This window comes from Streptomyces sp. NPDC048411 (assembly GCF_040704695.1).
GTDB lineage: Bacteria > Actinomycetota > Actinomycetes > Streptomycetales > Streptomycetaceae > Streptomyces.
In genome coordinates this window covers 1-15,593 of record NZ_JBEZKL010000067.1, presented here as the reverse complement: position 1 = coordinate 15,593, position 15,593 = coordinate 1, and the positions used below count along the sequence as shown (strand labels likewise).

Genomic DNA, 15,593 nt, shown 5'->3' with positions numbered 1-15,593 from the left:
CCTGCCGAGCACGTTGCAAGCAGTGCTGATCCTCGTCCGCGTGCTCTTCGTGGTCACTGTCGTCGGCGTGATCGACGTGTTGTCGGTGGCGTCCTCGGTCGATGCGGTGAACGGTCGGCTGCTGGGCATGCTGCTGTACGCGGCGTTACCGGGTCTCACCGGGTTCGTCCTCTCGCTGTATCTGTGGACCGGTGGCGTCCGGATTCGCCGCGGACTCCTTGCCGTACACCTCTGGCTCGTTCTCGGTGCGCTGGCCACCTTGAGTGGGGATGGCGGCGTCCAAGGTGTCTTCCAGTTGGTGATACCTGTCGCCGTCGTCGTCCTTTTGTGCCTGAGGAGTTCCCGCGCCTGGTTCAGGCTCAGCCCTGAACAGCGCGCCGCACAGAGGCCGTTCGTTCTCACGCGGGTGGTCAGGGCCCGTCGTGACCGTGGCCAGACCGCGATGGAGTACCTCGGCGCGGTCCTGGTGGTCGTGGCCCTTGTCGGTGCGCTCATGGCGACGCAGGTCGGCGGGCAGCTGACCGGTGAGATCCAGAGTGCGATCTGCCGGCTGACCGGTAGCGCCTGCCCGGCGGCGGGCAGTGGCGTGGTGGCCGGCCATGGCACCGATGCCGGTGGTGGTGCTTCTGGCGGTGGCGGTACGGAGTCCGGCGGTGTGGACTCCGGAGGGTCGACCGTCGCCGGAGGGACTTCCTCGTCCGGTGGGTCGGGGGCATCGGGGGGTACGGACTCGGGTGGGTCCGCAGCATCCGGGGGATCGGACTCCGGGGGATCGGGCTCTGGCGGTTCAGCGGCGTCGGGTGGTGCGGACTCGGGTGGCACGGATGCCTCGGGCGGGTCCACCGCTTCCGGCGGAGACGGCGGCAGCGCCACCCAGGCCGCCAAGGGCGGCGGCGGTTCGAGCGCCGCCGGTCACGCATCGGACGGCGGCTTCTTCACCGGGCTCGTCGGCGACGGCCTCTGGGGCGATGTCAGCGGTGCCGCGGACGCTGTCCTCCACCCCGTCACGAACGGCAAGAACCTCGGCGACCAGGTCGCCCAGTACGCGCAGAACGCGAGCGACAAGTGGTCCCGGGGCGACCGCGCCGGTGCGGCGGGGGAGCTGATCAAGGGGGCCACCGGGGTCGGTGGTGTCGGCGCCGGGCTGCCCGGTTCCGGCTCCCGTGTCGGGGCGGCCGTGCAGGCGGACCAGCGCGACTATCTGAACGCCCGCATCCCGCGCAACGGCACTGCTGCGGGGCGCAAGGCGTGGTGGGACGGGCTCACGCAGGACCAGCGCGACCAGTACCTCGCCCTTTCCCCGGATCAGATCGGCAACCTCGACGGGATCCCGGCGGCGACCAGGGACGCGGCCAACCGGAAGAACCTGACTCAGCTGATCGGGAAGCTGTCGGGGCAGAACGACGCGAAGTCGCAGAAGCAGCTCGCCGGACTGCGCGAGATCGAGCGGCAGTTGAAGGAGAGCGGGAAGCAGCCGCCGATGTACCTGCTCGGCATATCGGACGAGGGAAACGGCCGGGCGATCGTCTCGTTCGGGAATCCGGACACGTCGAAGAACGTGTCGGCGTATGTGCCCGGGCTGAACACCTCTCTGGACGAGGAATTCGCGAAGAACGATCTCAAGCGGGCCCGCGACACGGCGATCGGTGCCCAGGGGTACGACCAGTCCACTGCGGCGATCGTCTGGCTCGGCTACGACGCGCCGCAGACGCCGGACGGGCTGAGCAGCCTGGCGGTCATGGGTACGGGGCGGGCGGAGAAGGGCGGCGCGGCGTACAACGACTTCATGAGCGGGCTGGTCGCCACCAACCAGAACAAGGATCCGCATCTGACGGCCATCGGGCACTCGTACGGTTCGCGGACCGTGGGAGCAGCTGCGCAGCATGTCGGCGGAATCCCGGGGGTCGACGACATCATTCTGGTCGGCAGCCCGGGGGTGGGTGTGGATCAGGCCGTGGATCTCGGCGTCGGTGCCGGACACGTCTTCGTCGGCGCCGCGGCGAACGACCCGGTGACCAAGCTGCCCTCCAAGCTGCAGGTTGCCGTGGGCACGCTGGGGATGCTGGCGTTCGGTCCTGCTGGTGCATACTTCGCCGGGGACCTGGCCGACCCGGGGGACGACGATCTCTGGTTCGGCAAGGACCCGGCGAGCAAGGCATTCGGCGCCAGGCGCTTCCCCGTGGGCGACGGACCACCGGTGGTCAGCGGCTCCGGCCTGAGCTTTGATGCCCACTCTCTCTACTTCGATCCGGTGAGGGACGCCGTCTCGGCGGACAGCATCGCTCTGATCGTGTCGGGACACGCCGACAGGCTCAAGATGGAGGCACAGCGATGAAGCGACGGTTCCAGATCGTTGCGGTGGCCCTGGCCCTCGGCTTCTCCCTGTCCGCGTGCGGGAGCGAACACCGGGTACAAGGGGACGCCGGAGGGAAGAAGGGGCGCATGGACATGCAGCAGGCCGCCGAGCGGTCCGACAACATGCTGGACGCGGTGCTCAAGGCCATCGATCCCGAGGTGCAGTGGGCGCACGGGCCGACGACTACGGGGACGTGCGATGTGACCCGCAGGCGCACCGTGATGACCATCGTGTCGGCGTCGCGCCGGGCGGAATTCCTGGATCAGGTGAAGGCGTTCTGGCGGAAGAGCGATTACCGGATCAAGGCGATCAACAATGACACGGAGTTCCCGGCCGTCTATGCCCAGACGGACGCCGGGTTCGGTATCAGTGTCAGCTTCCGCGGAAAGGGGCAGGCGTTCTTCGAGGCGGACAGTCCCTGCGTGAAGGAGTCGAAGGTCGCCGATTCCACGTCCAAGCCGAACGGCCCGGCGTACGAGGGCGTCTACCCCCTGCCCCGTCCCAACGTGCACTCCGACTACTGGTCCGCAGAGGCGTCCTGAAGGCGCGTCAGTGACGGGAATCCGCGCGCGGACGCCCCGGTCGGTGACCCTGGTGACCCTGGTGAGCCTGCCTGTGCTCCGAACAACTCGCACACACCCGCGAAACCGGCCTTGAACCCGCCCCCGATGGGGGATGGTTGAGGGGTGCGGAAATTCTGGGTGGTCGGTGGGATCGGCATCGGGGTCGCCATGAGCTTCGTGGCCCTGCTCGTCGTCGGTACGTACTCCGCTGCCGCCGGCCTCGGCAGCGCCGGCAGCAACGGGGCAGTCGGGCTGGCGAAGGGGGCCGTGCCGGCGAAGTTCGAGCCGCTCGTGCAGAAGTGGGGCAACCTCTGCTCGGCCATCAACCCCGCGCTGCTCGCCGCACAGTTGTACCAGGAGAGCGGGTGGAACCCGCGGGCCCAGAGCAAGGCCGCCGCGCAGGGCATCGCGCAGTTCATCCCCGGGACCTGGTCAGGGCACGGGATCGACGGGGACGGGGACGGCGACCGCGACGTATGGGATCCGGCCGATGCCATCCCCTCCGCCGCCAGCTATGACTGCGAACTCGCCGGGTACGTCAAGAAGGTGCCGGGGGATCAGACGGACAACATGCTGGCCGCCTACAACGCCGGTGCGTACCGGGTCATCAGGTCGGGCGGCGTACCGAAGATCGCGGAGACGCAGAACTACGTCAAGATCATCCGGTCGCTGGAGAAGAGTTTCGCCCGGCCGGTCGGGCGGGTCGAGCCCTCGCGGCAGGCGGCCGGGGCAATCTACTTCGCGCAGAAGAAGCTCGGCACGAAGTACCTGTGGGGCGGGAACGGCACGCCTGAGCAGGGCGGACGGTTCGACTGTTCCGGGCTGACGCAGGCCGCGTACCGGACCGTGGACATCGAGCTGCCGCGGGTGGCGAACGACCAGTACAACGCCGGGCCGCACCCCTCGCGGGACGAGCTGCTCCCCGGTGACCTGGTCTTCTTCTCGGAAGACCTGACCAACTCCCGGGCAATCCACCACGTCGGGCTGTACGTCGGCGGCGGGTACATGATCAACGCGCCGTACACCGGGGCCGTGATCCGCTTCGACAAGATCGACACGCCCGACTACTTCGGTGCGACACGCGTGACGAAGGACGGCGCCGCGGCACTCCCGACCGCCCAGCCGACAGGGTGACGGGGAGTCGGCCGTGGCCGGAACTCTCTGTGAAGCCTGGGCCCTGAGCTGCGACGACGAGTCTCTCTTCGGTAACGTCATGGTGATCATTCGGTGGAGAGTGGAACGTACACGCGAGGAGCGTCGTTCCCTGGACTGGGACAGCATGCGCACTGACCATGCAGCGCTGGCCGGCACAGTCGCGTACCTCACGCAGCAGTGATCGAAGTAGTGGTCGAACCGAAACGGGGGTTCGTCAAATGCGGTGCACATGGGCGTGCGCCGCGGCAGCAGACAAGGCAAGGGGCTGCAGCGGATGGCTGGACTCGCACTGGATGCGTCGAACCCCGACGTCAGCCTGCTCTACGACATCAATGGGCTCGCGAAGTCCGCTCCGACCTGGTTCGACCGGGTCATGGAGTTCGTCGGTGAGTACGGGATCATGCTCGGCATGGTCCTCGTGGTCCTGTGGTGCTGGTGGAGCGTCCGCCGGCGCGGCACGGCCGAGGACTCGGTGACCGCGGTCGCCGGGATCGTCTGGGCACCGCTCGCCGCCGGGATCGCGCTGCTCGTCAACATTCCGATCCGGGGCTTCGTGGAGCGGCCGCGCCCGTTCCGCGACCACCAGGGCCTGGATGTCCTGGTGTCGGGGAAGAACGACTTCTCGTTCGTGAGCGACCACGCCACGATGGCGATGGCCCTCGGCGTCGGGCTGTTCATGGCCAACCGGAAATTCGGGCTCGCCGCGATCGCCCTCGCGCTGGCGGAAGGGTTCTGCCGGATCTACATGGGGGTCCACTACCCGACCGACGTCATCGGCGGATTCGCGCTCGGCACGGCTGCCGCGCTGCTGCTCGCCCCGCTCGCGATGGCGCTGCTGACGCCGGTCGTCGCCGCCGTCTCGCGGTCGGAGCGGGTGGGATGGCTCGTGCGGTCGCGGCGGCCCGTGCCGGCCGCGGCCGAGGGGCGCCCGCTCGGGATCCCGGAGCCGCGCCCGCGGTCGGGCGGCGGTGGCGAGAAGGGTCTGGCTGCCTAACGGCCTTCCCCGCGATAGGGAGCCCACTCCCTACCGCGGGGGCGGCCGTAAGGCGGTGTGGCCGACGGCCGAGGGAGAACCGGGGGCGTTCGCGCCCCCGGTTCTGCGTTACAGCGCCTGCGGGAAAGTGAAGAGGCGCTCGGGGTCGTACTGCTTCTTCACCCGGGTGAGCCGGTCGGCCGCCGTTCCGTAGTACGCCTGCCGCCAGTTGGCCAGCGTCGGGTCCGTGTAGTTCTGGTACGCCGCCCCGGACGCGTACCGCCGCAGCGCGCCGTGGGTGCTTTTCAGCCAGGCCTGCTGGGCCGTGCCCGCCGTGCCGGGTCGCCAGGCGGCGATGTACTGGGCGAGCATCCGTGAGCGGCGGTGGACGAACGCCGTCGCCCGCGGGTCGACCCGGTTGATCGCCCCGCCGAGCGCGGTGAGCGCGATCGATCCGCCGCCGCCGCTCGGGGTCACGCTGATCCGGGTGAACGCCTCGGTCCGGTCGAGCAGGGCCCGTATGCCCGCCGGGGACAGGGAGTGGTCGAAGAAGTCGGACGCGGCGGCGTAGGTCTCGCGCTGGAGCGCGCCCTGCGCGGTACGGCCGGGTGTCGTACCCGGCAGCCTGCACTGCGCGGCGCTGAGGCCGGAGCAGCCCGCGTACACCAGCATCGCCTCCTCGTAGCTGCGGCGGCGCAGCGACACCGAGGACGCCGGCGCGTCGATCCGGTCGGCGAGACGGTCGACGGCGTTCTGGAGGTCGCCGTAGGTCCCCAGGCTGAACGCGGCGACCGACACGGTCGGGTTGCCGCCGCCCGGTCCCGCGGCGAGATGTGCGGAGGACCAGATCTCGTCCGGCTGGTCCGGGCCCCACTTCTGCCAGGCGGCGATGACGGACCGGGCGCGCGACCACGGCCACGACATGTACGCGGTGACGGTCTGTGGGGCCGGGCGGGTGCGGAACGTCAGCTCGGTGACCACGCCGAAGTTGCCGTTGCCCGCGCCGCGCAGCGCCCAGAAGAGGTCGGGGTGGTGCTTGGCGTCGGCGGTCACTGTCTTGCCGTCAGCGGTGACGAGCGTTGCCGAGGTGAGGCTGTCGCAGGTCAGGCCGTACGCGCGGGACGCGACGCCGTGGCCGCCGCCGAGCGTGAGACCGGAGATGCCGACCGTGGGGCAGGAGCCTCCGGGGACCGTCAGCCCGTGCCGGCCAAGACCCCGGTAGACGTCGATGAGTTTGGCGCCCGCGCCGACGGTGCCGTCCCGGTTGACCCGGGAGAGTGACGAGACGTCAATGACCAGGCGCCCGTTGCCGCTCGACCAGCCCGCGTAGGAGTGGCCGCCGCTGCGGATGGAGACGGGGGTGGAGCTGCGGCGGGCGAAGGCCAGGCACTCACGGATGTCCGCCTCGTGCCGGACGTACGCGACGGCTGCCGGTTTCTGGCCGTCGAAACGGGTGTTGTAGAGCTGGCGGGCCGTCCGGTACGCCGCGTCCTCGGGGCGCACGAGGGTGCCGTCGAGGCTCTTGGACAGGGCGGGCCAGTTCGCCTTGCCGGTCGGGGCAGACGGTGAGCCGGCTGACGGGGACGATGCGCGGGTGGTGGTGGCCGCGGTGGCGGCCGAGGAACCCGTGCCGGTGCCTCTGCAGGCGGTGGCCGTGGCACCGGCCAGGGCTGTTGCCGCGCTCGCGGTGAGCAGGGTACGGCGGTTCAGCAGGTTCATCGGACCTCCGGGTCATGGCCTCGCGGGTCGATCGGTCGGGCGACCGTCGGGGGATCGGTTGTCGGTGATCCGTGATCAGCGGGCGGTGCGGTGTTGCTCGGCGTCGGTGCGGGCGCGGTCGCGGGAGCGACGGGCCGGGCCGGTCCATCCGCATCCGCAGCGGGCGATGCAGAACGAGCCGCGTTCGATGGTGAAGGGCTCGTGGGCGGGGGGCGTCGGCGGGGTGGCGGGAGCGGTCGGCGTGACCTCCGCGGTGTGTTGGTCGTACACGCGTCCACGGTACTGGGGACGCGCACCCGTCCGTGAGGCCCACGAGGACGGCGTGACGGGGGACACGGGTGGTCGTTATGCGGGGCGGGTGGGGGGCTCGGGCAAGCGGTACGTCGTTGAGGGTTGGCAGGCGATGGTGGTGCAGCAGCACAGGTCCGGAAGCGGGGCGCGCGCTGTCTGCGCCCTCGCCGTGGTGGGCGTGATGGCGGCGGCCGCCGGATGCTCGGACAGCGGTGGCCGGGGCGGGACCGACGCCGACGGCCGGAGTGCGGTGGACGAGCGGGGTGGCGGCGATTCCCTCGATGTGATCCACCGGGCGGCCGCGGTGCTCGCCGGTACAGGGGGCGGGAATCGACCAGGGAGCCGGGACGTCGCCGGGAGCGCCGAGGTGCGTACGTCGATGGAGACCGCGGCAGGCGGGACGCGGGTGACGATCACCGGCCGGGGGACGTACGACTTCCGCAGGCAGCTCGGCCGGCTCACCGTGGTGCTGCCGAAGGACGCCGCGGGCGAGTACGAACACCGCCCCATCACCGAACTCCTCGCCCCCGGTGCGCTCTACATGAAGAACCGTGGTGCCGGAGTCCCCGCCGGCAAGTGGGTCAGGGTCGATACGACGGCCCTGGAGGACGGCAATCTCGTCACGGGCGGGGTCACCGATCCCATGGCGGCCGCCGAACTGCTGCGCGGGGCGGACAAAGTGACGTACATGGGGGAGAGCGAGCTCGCCGGGGTCATGGTCCGGCACTACCGGGGGACCGCGGACCTCGGACGCGCGGCGCGGACCGCTTCGCCGCGATCGCGGGGCGCACTGGCTGCGGCGGCGAAAGGGTTCCGCACGGACGCGGTGCCGTTCGACGCGTATCTGGACGAGGCGGGGCGACTGCGGAAGGTGCGGCACCGGTTCCGTTTCGCCAACGGGGGGCCGCCGGTGGAGGTGGTGTCGACGACGCTGCTGTTCGGGTTCGGGGTGCCCGTGGACGTGCGGCTTCCGGACGATCGCGACATCTACACCGGGCAGATCGAGCGGGGGCAGCGGTAGCGGCGGGCCGGGCGCGTAGGCATCCGGCGGGGTCGAAATGGTCCGTCCGTGCCATGCGCGGCGGGTGGTCCGCTCCCTACGCTAGTGCCGTGACCGGCAAGGTGTGCCCGATGAGGAGCGTCGTCCGGTGTGTGCGCTCGCCGGCCAACGCGGCGAGCGGGCGTGCTGGGCGGTGCGACGGGGCAAAGCCTGCCGGGAGGGGCACGAGGAAGTCGGCGACGGCAGTGAGAGGTGACGTACGTGGTGACGCTCAGCACTCGGACCGTTCAGGACCATGTGGCCCTCGCCGAGATCGAGCTGTGCGGTGAGCTGATGATCGCGGCGTCGGCCGCGATCGGGGAACGGCTCAGCGCGGACCGTATCGACGAGGTGCTCAACGTCGGGGCGGGCACCGAACACACCGCCGTCCCCCGGCAGAGTGACCACCGGGGATGACGGACAGAAGCGCACATCAGGCGGCGCCTCGGACGGTGCCCCACGAAGTGCGACCGCACGCCGTGCGACCCTCCGCGGTGCTGCCTCAGGTGCGGAGCAGGCGGGCGATGGCCTTCGTGGCTTCCTCGACCTTCGCGTCGATCTCCTCGCCGCCCTTGACCGCCGCGTCGGCGACGCAGTGGCGCAGATGCTCCTCGAGGAGCTGGAGCGCGAACGACTGGAGAGCCTTGGTGGACGCCGAGACCTGCGTGAGTATGTCGATGCAGTAGACGTCCTCGTCGACCATCCGCTGCAGGCCGCGGATCTGGCCCTCGATCCGGCGCAGCCGCTTGACGTGGTCGGCCTTCTGGTGGTGGTAGCCGTGTATGCCGCGGTCGTGGTCGGTGAGGATCTCCGCCGTTTCCTCGGTGGGGTCCGTCGCCTCTGTGGTCTCGGTGGTGGTCATTGCTGCCTCCCGTTTTCCCTTTACCCTGCGCTCTATATACCCCGGGTGGGTATATCCTAACGAATTCGGCTGAACCGTGACCGGGGGCCCGTGCTGATCGCCCTGTTCGATGCGCGACACTGAAGAATGCCCGTTAGCCGTGGCCGGATGATGCGCCTAGCATCAGCCTGACCGAAACCAAAGCATCCCGAGGACCCCACGTGCGCTTTCGTCTGACCCCCAGGGAGACGAGCTTCTACGACATGTTCTCCGCATCCGCGGACAACATCGTCACGGGCTCGAAACTCCTCATGGAACTGCTCGGGGCGGACTCTGCCTCCCGAGTCGAGATCGCGGAACGTATGCGGGCAGCGGAGCACGCAGGGGACGATGCGACCCACGCGATCTTCCACCAGCTGAACTCCTCTTTCATCACGCCGTTCGACCGCGAGGACATTTACAACCTCGCATCGTCGCTCGACGACATCATGGACTTCATGGAGGAGGCCGTCGACCTGGTCGTGCTGTACCAGATCGAAGAGCTCCCCAAGGGTGTCGAGCAGCAGATCGAGGTGCTGGCGCGCGCGGCCGAGCTGACCGCCGAGGCGATGCCCAACCTGCGCACGATGGACAACCTCACCGAGTACTGGATCGAGGTCAACCGCCTGGAGAACCAGGCCGACCAGATCCACCGCAAGCTGCTCGCCCATCTCTTCAACGGCAAGTACGACGCCATTGAGGTGCTGAAGCTCAAGCAGATCGTGGATGTGCTGGAAGAGGCGGCCGATGCGTTCGAGCACGTCGCCAACACGGTGGAGACCATTGCGGTCAAGGAGTCCTGAACCACGTGGACACCTTTGCGCTGATCGTGACCATCGGTGTCGCGCTCGGCTTCACCTACACGAACGGCTTCCACGACTCGGCGAACGCCATCGCCACCTCGGTCTCCACCCGGGCGCTGACCCCACGGGCGGCCCTGGCGATGGCCGCGGTGATGAACCTCGCCGGTGCCTTCCTGGGGCAGGGAGTCGCCAAGACCGTCAGTGAGGGCCTGATCGCGACGCCCGAGGGGCAGAAGGGGATGGGAATCCTCTTCGCCGCCCTGGTCGGCGCGATCATCTGGAACCTCGTCACCTGGTATTTCGGTCTGCCCTCGTCGTCCTCGCACGCGTTGTTCGGCGGCATGGTCGGAGCGGCGCTGGCCGGCGGAACGCTGGTGCACTGGAACGGGGTGCTCGACAAGATCGTCATCCCGATGTTCGTCTCGCCGGTCGTCGGTCTGGTCGTGGGCTATCTGGTGATGGTCACGATCATGTGGCTGTTCCGGAAGACCAACCCGCACAAGGCCAAGCGCGGATTCCGCATAGCGCAGACGGTCTCGGCGGCAGGCATGGCGCTCGGGCACGGTCTGCAGGATGCGCAGAAGACGATGGGCATCGTGGTGATGGCGCTGGTCATCGCCGATGTCGAGAGTCCGAGCGCCCCGATCCCGGTCTGGGTGAAGCTCGTCTGCGCGCTGATGCTCTCGCTGGGTACGTACGCGGGTGGCTGGCGAATCATGCGGACGCTCGGCCGGAAGATCATCGAGCTGGACCCGCCGCAGGGATTCGCCGCGGAGACGACCGGGGCGTCGATCATGTTCGGCTCGGCCTACCTGTTCCACGCGCCCATCTCCACGACGCATGTGATCACCTCGGCGATCATGGGTGTGGGGGCCACGAAGCGGGTCAACGCGGTGCGGTGGGGGGTCGCGAAGAACATCATCCTCGGGTGGTTCATCACGATGCCGGCCGCGGCACTGGTCGCTGCCGCGAGTTACGGGGTCGTTGTTCTGCTGTTCGGGTGAGTGACGCCCCACGGGCTTGAAGTGAAAGGGGTCCGCCCCCGCTCCCTTGTGAGGAGCGGGGGCGGACCCTTCGCCTTGAGGGTGGCACCGCCATGCAGCACCCCAAAGGCTGTCTGTGAACGGGGCCGGTTCGCCGGAGGGGTGTGGTGGGTCCGCCGGTGGAAACCCACCACCGGCAGTTACCACCCACGCCCCCGGCCGGCCCCGTACCCGGGTGACCTGGTCACCCGAAGCGGCCGGAGATGTAGTCCTCCGTCGCCTGGACCGACGGGTTGGAGAAGATCCGTTCCGTCTCGTCGATCTCCACGAGCTTGCCGGGCTTGCCGACCGCCGCGAGGTTGAAGAACGCCGTGCGGTCCGAGACGCGGGCCGCCTGCTGCATGTTGTGCGTCACGATGACGATCGTGAAGCGCTCCTTCAGCTCGCCGATCAGGTCCTCGATGGCGAGGGTGGAGATCGGATCCAGGGCGGAGCACGGTTCGTCCATCAGCAGCACATCCGGCTCGACCGCGATCGCGCGGGCGATGCACAGGCGCTGCTGCTGACCGCCGGAGAGGCCGGAGCCGGGCTTGTTCAGGCGGTCCTTGACCTCGTTCCAGAGGTTGGCGCCACGGAGGGACTTCTCGACGACGTCCGCCAGCTGGCTCTTCTTGTACGAACCGTTCAGCTTCAGGCCCGCCGCGACATTGTCGAAGATCGACATGGTCGGGAAGGGGTTCGGCCGCTGGAAGACCATGCCGACCGTGCGGCGCACGGTGACCGGGTCGACGTTGGGCCCGTACAGGTCCTCGTCGTCCAGCAGGACCTTGCCCTCGACGCGGCCACCGGGGGTGACCTCGTGCATCCGGTTCAGAGTGCGCAGGAAGGTGGACTTGCCGCAGCCGGACGGGCCGATGAAGGCGGTCACGGAGCGGGGCTCCACGGTCATCGAGATGTCCTCGATGGCGAGGTGGGAGCCGTAATAGGCGGACAGGCCGCTGACGTCGATGCGCTTGGCCATCTGAATCACTGCTTCTTTCGTGCCGCGTCAGCGGCCGGTCTTCGGGGCCTTCCAGCGGGCGATACCGCGGGCCACCAGGTTGAGGATCATGACGAAGGCGATCAGGACCAGAGCGGCCGCCCAGGCGCGGTCGTACGACGCCTCGCTGCCGATCTTGTACTGCTCCCAGATGTAGAAGGGGAGCGACGACTGCGCGCCTTGGAAGGGATTGGTGTTGATCAACTGGCTGCCGAAGACCAGCAGCAGGATCGGTGCGGTCTCGCCGGCGATCCGGGCGATCGCGAGCATCACACCGGTGGTGATACCGCCGATCGCGGTGGGCAGGACCACCTTCAAGATGGTGCGCCACTTGGGGATGCCGAGGGCGAGTGATGCCTCGCGGAGCTCGTTCGGAACGAGCTTGAGCATCTCCTCCGTGGAGCGGACCACGACCGGGATCATCAGGATCGTGAGCGCCAGCGAACCCATCAGGCCGGACGGCTGGAGCTGCGCCATCAGCATGATCGACAGGATGAAGAGACCGGCGACGATGGACGGGATACCGGTCATCACGTCGACGAAGAAGGTCACGGCCTTGGCGAGCGCGCCCTTGCCGTACTCCACCAGGTAGACGGCGGTCAGCAGGCCGATCGGGGCGGAGATCAAGGTGGCGAGGCCGACCTGCTCCAGGGTGCCGATCAGGGCGTGATAGACACCGCCACCCGGCTCCATGCCGAGCACACCCGCCATGGAGTGGGTGAGGAAGTAGAAGTCCAGGACCTTGGCGCCGCGGCTGACCGTGGTCCAGACCAGCGAGGCCAGCGGCACGACGGCGAGGAGGAAGCACACCCAGACGATGCTGGTGGCGAGCCGGTCCTTGGCCTGGCGCTGGTTCTCGACGACCGACGTCGTGACGTACGAGATGACGACGAAGAGCACCGCGGAGAACAGGCCCCACTGGATGTGGCTCTGCCAGCCGGCCGCCGCGCCGATGCCGACGCCGAGCACGATCGCGGCGCCCGCGAAGGCGGCCGGGGCCCAGCGGGGGAGCGCCCGGCTGCTGAGGCTGTTCCGGGAAGCGGCCGCCGTGGGGGCGGGGCGTTCCTGTATGCCGGTGTTGGCTGCATGGCTCATGCGTTGGCCCCCGAGTACTCCTTGCGGCGGGCGATGATGAGCCGGGCCGCGCCGTTGACCAGCAGGGTGAGGATGAAGAGGACGAGGCCGGAGGCGATCAGGGCGTCGCGCCCGAACTGGTCGGCCTCGTCGAACTTCGCGGCGATGTTCTGGGCGAACGTTCCGCCGCCGGGGTTGAGCACATGCGCGGAGATGACGAAGCTCGGCGACAGGACCGTGGCGACGGCCATCGTCTCGCCGAGCGCGCGGCCGAGGCCCAGCATCGACGCGGAGATCACGCCGGAGCGGCCGAAGGGCAGCACCGAGAGGCGGATGACTTCCCAGCGGGTGGCGCCGAGAGCGAGGGCGGCTTCCTCGTTCATCCTCGGGACCTGGAGGAAGACCTCGCGGCTGACGCTCGTCACGATCGGCAGGATCATGATCGCGAGCAGGATGCCGACGGTGAAGAGCGAGCGGGCGACGCCGACCTCGGTCTTGTCCAGGACGTACGTCCAGCCGAAGAACTGGTCGAGCCAGAGGTTCAGTCCCTCCAGGTACGGGACCAGGAAGAGTGCGCCCCAGATGCCGTACACGATGCTCGGCACTGCCGCGAGCAGATCGACGACGTACGCGAGGGGTGCGGCCAGCTTGCGCGGCGCGTAGTGCGAGATGAAGAGGGCGATACCGACAGCGATCGGAACCGCGATGACCATCGCGATGATCGAGCTGACGATCGTGCCGAAGAGCAGGACCGCGATACCGAAGACCGGCTTGTCGCCGACCGGGTTCCAGTCCAGCGTGGTGAGGAAGTTGCCCTGGTCCTTGGAGATGGCGAGGGTCGCGCGGTACGTGAGAAACGCGGCGATCGACGCCATGATCACAAGCACCAGAATGCCTGCGCCCCGCGAGAGGCCCAGGAAGATTGTGTCGCCGGCGCGTCCGGAGGCCTTGGGCCTGGCGCGCTTGCGCTGCACCGGGGGTACCGGTGGCGTGTCTATCGGTGTGGTGGAAGCCATGGTCTTTCCGGTCTGTGTGGGGGAGCGACGTGCTCCCCTGGCGGCGGTGCACCGGATGGGGGTGGTGCCGACGGGCCGGTCCGGAGGGGTGCACCGGGCCGGCCTGTCGGGTGTTGCAAGTGTTACGGGTGTTGCTTCTGGTTACGAGAGGGACGCGATGGTGTCGCGGACCTTGGCGTTGATCTCGGTCGGGATCGGCGCGTAACCGGCCTCGGTGAGGACCTTCTGGCCCTCGTCACTCGCGGTGTAGTTCAGGAAGGACTTGACCGTGGGGAGCGTCTCGGCCTTGTTGCCCGAGTCGCAGACGACCTCGTACGTCACCAGGACGATCGGGTACGCACCCTCGGCCTTGGTGGTGTAGTCGAGGTCGAGCGCCAGGTCCTTGCCGGTGCCCTTGATCTTGGCGGCGGCGATGGCCTTGGAGGCGTTCTCCGGGGTGGCCTTGACCGGGGCGGAGCCACCGGTGTTGATGTCGACCGTGGAGATGGACTGCGACGAGGCGTACGAGAGCTCGAAGTAACCGATCGAGCCGTCGACCTGCTTCACCTGGGCGGCGACACCGGCCGAGCCGGACGCGGCCTGGCCACCGGGGGCCGGCCACTTCTTCTCGGGCTCGTACTTCCAGTCGTTCGGCGCGGTGGCGGCGAGGTACTTGCCGAGGTTCTGCGTGGTGCCGGAGTCCTCGGAGCGGTGGAAGGCCTGGATCGCCTTGTCCGGAAGCTTCGCGCCCTTGTTGAGCTTGGCGATCGCCGGGTCGTTCCACTTCTTGATCTTGCTGTCGAAGATCTTGGCGAGCGTGGGGGCGTCCAGCGTCAGGCTGTCGACACCCTCAAGGTGGAAACCGATCGCAATGGGGCCGCCGACCATCGGGAGGTTGATGCCCTGGCCGGTCTTGCAGACCTTCTTCGAGTCCGCGACCTCTTCGGGCTTCAGCGCCGAGTCGGAGCCGGCGAAGCCGACCGTGCCCTGGTTGAAGGCGATGATGCCTTCACCGGAGGACGACGCCTTGTAGTTGATCTCTACGCCCTTGCAGCCCGCCATGTAGTCCTTGACCCAGAGGTCCATGGCGTTCTTCTGCGCGCTGGAGCCGGAGGCGAGGAGCTGGCCCTTGGCGTCGTCACACTTGATGTTCGACGCGGCGCTCGTCTTCTCGCCGCTGCCGCCGGTGCTGCTGCCGCCGCTGTTGTTGTCCGAACCGCACGCCGTGAGGACCAGGGCGCTGGAGACGGCGAGGGCACCGAGCGCGGTGGCACGAAGCCGGTTCTTGCGCTGAAGCTTCACTTTCGGGTCTTTTCCTTCCAGGAGCCGCCGAGGTCTTGTTCGTTCTACGACGGCGTGCGAGGTGATGGGTGGTGCGGCGTCTCGCCGCGCACCGTGCACTGCTGAAATTAGACAGAACAGGTGAAGTGGCTTACGGGAGAGAGTGAACAGAAGGTGAACCGTGGCGGGCGGCCTGGTTCTCGCCCCCGTGGCGTGGGGCGCCTGGGCGGGGTGGGCTTGCCGTGTCCGGCGGGTTCGGGCCCCCGGGGTGGGCGGTTCCGTCCTCAAGCGCCGGACGGGCTTGGGTGTCCGCCTGGCCCCCGGTGGCACCGTCGCGCCTGCCCGGCGGTGGTGGTCCGGGGCCCCTCCGGGGTGTCTCCTCGGGCGACGAACGTTCGGCGGGTACGCGAGGGGAGCCCGGGTCTTTGTTCGTCGCCCTGCG

Annotated in this window: 15 protein-coding genes; 8 read left to right on the top strand and 7 right to left on the bottom strand. The window is 68.8% G+C overall.

Features of this window, described 5'->3' with window-relative positions:
* Nucleotides 1-22 precede the first annotated feature (22 nt).
* From AB0915_RS22880 to AB0915_RS22865, 4 genes are all read left to right on the top strand, one after another.
* Nucleotides 23-2,335: an alpha/beta hydrolase gene (locus AB0915_RS22880; protein WP_366692839.1), complete on the top strand. Its 2,313-nt coding sequence runs from the start codon at nt 23-25 to the stop codon at nt 2,333-2,335.
* Nucleotides 2,332-2,898 carry a hypothetical protein gene (locus AB0915_RS22875; protein ID WP_366692838.1) on the top strand — a complete coding sequence of 189 codons (567 nt, stop codon included), beginning with the start codon at nt 2,332-2,334 and terminating at the stop codon, nt 2,896-2,898. The genes AB0915_RS22880 and AB0915_RS22875 overlap by 4 nt, the downstream gene beginning before the upstream one ends.
* Nucleotides 2,899-3,087: 189 nt before the next feature.
* Nucleotides 3,088-4,053, top strand: a complete 966-nt coding sequence (locus AB0915_RS22870) for a bifunctional lytic transglycosylase/C40 family peptidase (RefSeq protein ID WP_366692862.1) — start codon at nt 3,088-3,090, stop codon at nt 4,051-4,053.
* Nucleotides 4,054-4,348: 295 nt separating this feature from the next.
* Nucleotides 4,349-5,068: a phosphatase PAP2 family protein gene (locus AB0915_RS22865; RefSeq protein WP_366692837.1), complete on the top strand. Its 720-nt coding sequence runs from the start codon at nt 4,349-4,351 to the stop codon at nt 5,066-5,068.
* Nucleotides 5,069-5,176: 108 nt separating this feature from the next.
* Here the strand turns inward: AB0915_RS22865 and AB0915_RS22860 are convergent, their stop codons facing one another.
* Both AB0915_RS22860 and AB0915_RS22855 read right to left on the bottom strand, forming a co-directional pair.
* On the bottom strand, nt 5,177-6,766 hold the full coding sequence (locus AB0915_RS22860) for an FAD-binding oxidoreductase (protein ID WP_366692836.1): 1,590 nt from the start codon (nt 6,764-6,766) through the stop codon (nt 5,177-5,179).
* Between the two features lie 75 nt (nt 6,767-6,841).
* The gene (locus AB0915_RS22855) at nt 6,842-7,036 is read right to left on the bottom strand and encodes a hypothetical protein (protein WP_358861385.1); all 195 of its coding nucleotides are present in this window, start codon (nt 7,034-7,036) and stop codon (nt 6,842-6,844) included.
* 133 nt (nt 7,037-7,169) lie between these two features.
* On the opposite strand from AB0915_RS22855, the gene AB0915_RS22850 reads away from it, so the two are divergent.
* Together AB0915_RS22850 and AB0915_RS22845 are read left to right on the top strand one after the other, a co-directional pair.
* The gene (locus tag AB0915_RS22850) at nt 7,170-8,078 is read left to right on the top strand and encodes a hypothetical protein (protein WP_366692861.1); all 909 of its coding nucleotides are present in this window, start codon (nt 7,170-7,172) and stop codon (nt 8,076-8,078) included.
* Nucleotides 8,079-8,318: 240 nt separating this feature from the next.
* The gene (locus AB0915_RS22845) at nt 8,319-8,513 is read left to right on the top strand and encodes a hypothetical protein (protein WP_366692835.1); all 195 of its coding nucleotides are present in this window, start codon (nt 8,319-8,321) and stop codon (nt 8,511-8,513) included.
* Nucleotides 8,514-8,598: 85 nt separating this feature from the next.
* Here AB0915_RS22845 and AB0915_RS22840 read toward each other — a convergent pair whose 3' ends face one another.
* Complete coding sequence (locus AB0915_RS22840) at nt 8,599-8,958, bottom strand: metal-sensitive transcriptional regulator (protein ID WP_366692834.1); 360 nt, start codon at nt 8,956-8,958, stop codon at nt 8,599-8,601.
* 200 nt (nt 8,959-9,158) lie between these two features.
* On the opposite strand from AB0915_RS22840, the gene AB0915_RS22835 reads away from it, so the two are divergent.
* Together AB0915_RS22835 and AB0915_RS22830 are read left to right on the top strand one after the other, a co-directional pair.
* The gene (locus AB0915_RS22835) at nt 9,159-9,779 is read left to right on the top strand and encodes a DUF47 family protein (protein ID WP_266983291.1); all 621 of its coding nucleotides are present in this window, start codon (nt 9,159-9,161) and stop codon (nt 9,777-9,779) included.
* A 5-nt stretch (nt 9,780-9,784) separates the two neighbouring features.
* On the top strand, nt 9,785-10,783 hold the full coding sequence (locus tag AB0915_RS22830; protein WP_366692833.1) for an inorganic phosphate transporter: 999 nt from the start codon (nt 9,785-9,787) through the stop codon (nt 10,781-10,783).
* A gap of 223 nt (nt 10,784-11,006) precedes the next feature.
* Here the strand turns inward: AB0915_RS22830 and pstB are convergent, their stop codons facing one another.
* The 4 genes from pstB to pstS form a co-directional block, all read right to left on the bottom strand.
* Nucleotides 11,007-11,783: a phosphate ABC transporter ATP-binding protein PstB gene (pstB, locus tag AB0915_RS22825; RefSeq protein WP_366692832.1), complete on the bottom strand. Its 777-nt coding sequence runs from the start codon at nt 11,781-11,783 to the stop codon at nt 11,007-11,009.
* A 27-nt stretch (nt 11,784-11,810) separates the two neighbouring features.
* Nucleotides 11,811-12,896, bottom strand: a complete 1,086-nt coding sequence (gene pstA, locus AB0915_RS22820) for a phosphate ABC transporter permease PstA (RefSeq protein WP_366692831.1) — start codon at nt 12,894-12,896, stop codon at nt 11,811-11,813.
* Nucleotides 12,893-13,891 (bottom strand): phosphate ABC transporter permease subunit PstC, encoded by a 999-nt coding sequence (pstC, locus tag AB0915_RS22815; protein WP_366692830.1) that lies wholly within the window; start codon nt 13,889-13,891, stop codon nt 12,893-12,895. Before pstC ends, pstA begins: the two co-directional genes overlap by 4 nt.
* Nucleotides 13,892-14,032: 141 nt before the next feature.
* On the bottom strand, nt 14,033-15,172 hold the full coding sequence (pstS, locus tag AB0915_RS22810) for a phosphate ABC transporter substrate-binding protein PstS (protein WP_366692829.1): 1,140 nt from the start codon (nt 15,170-15,172) through the stop codon (nt 14,033-14,035).
* Nucleotides 15,173-15,593: the final 421 nt, after the last annotated feature.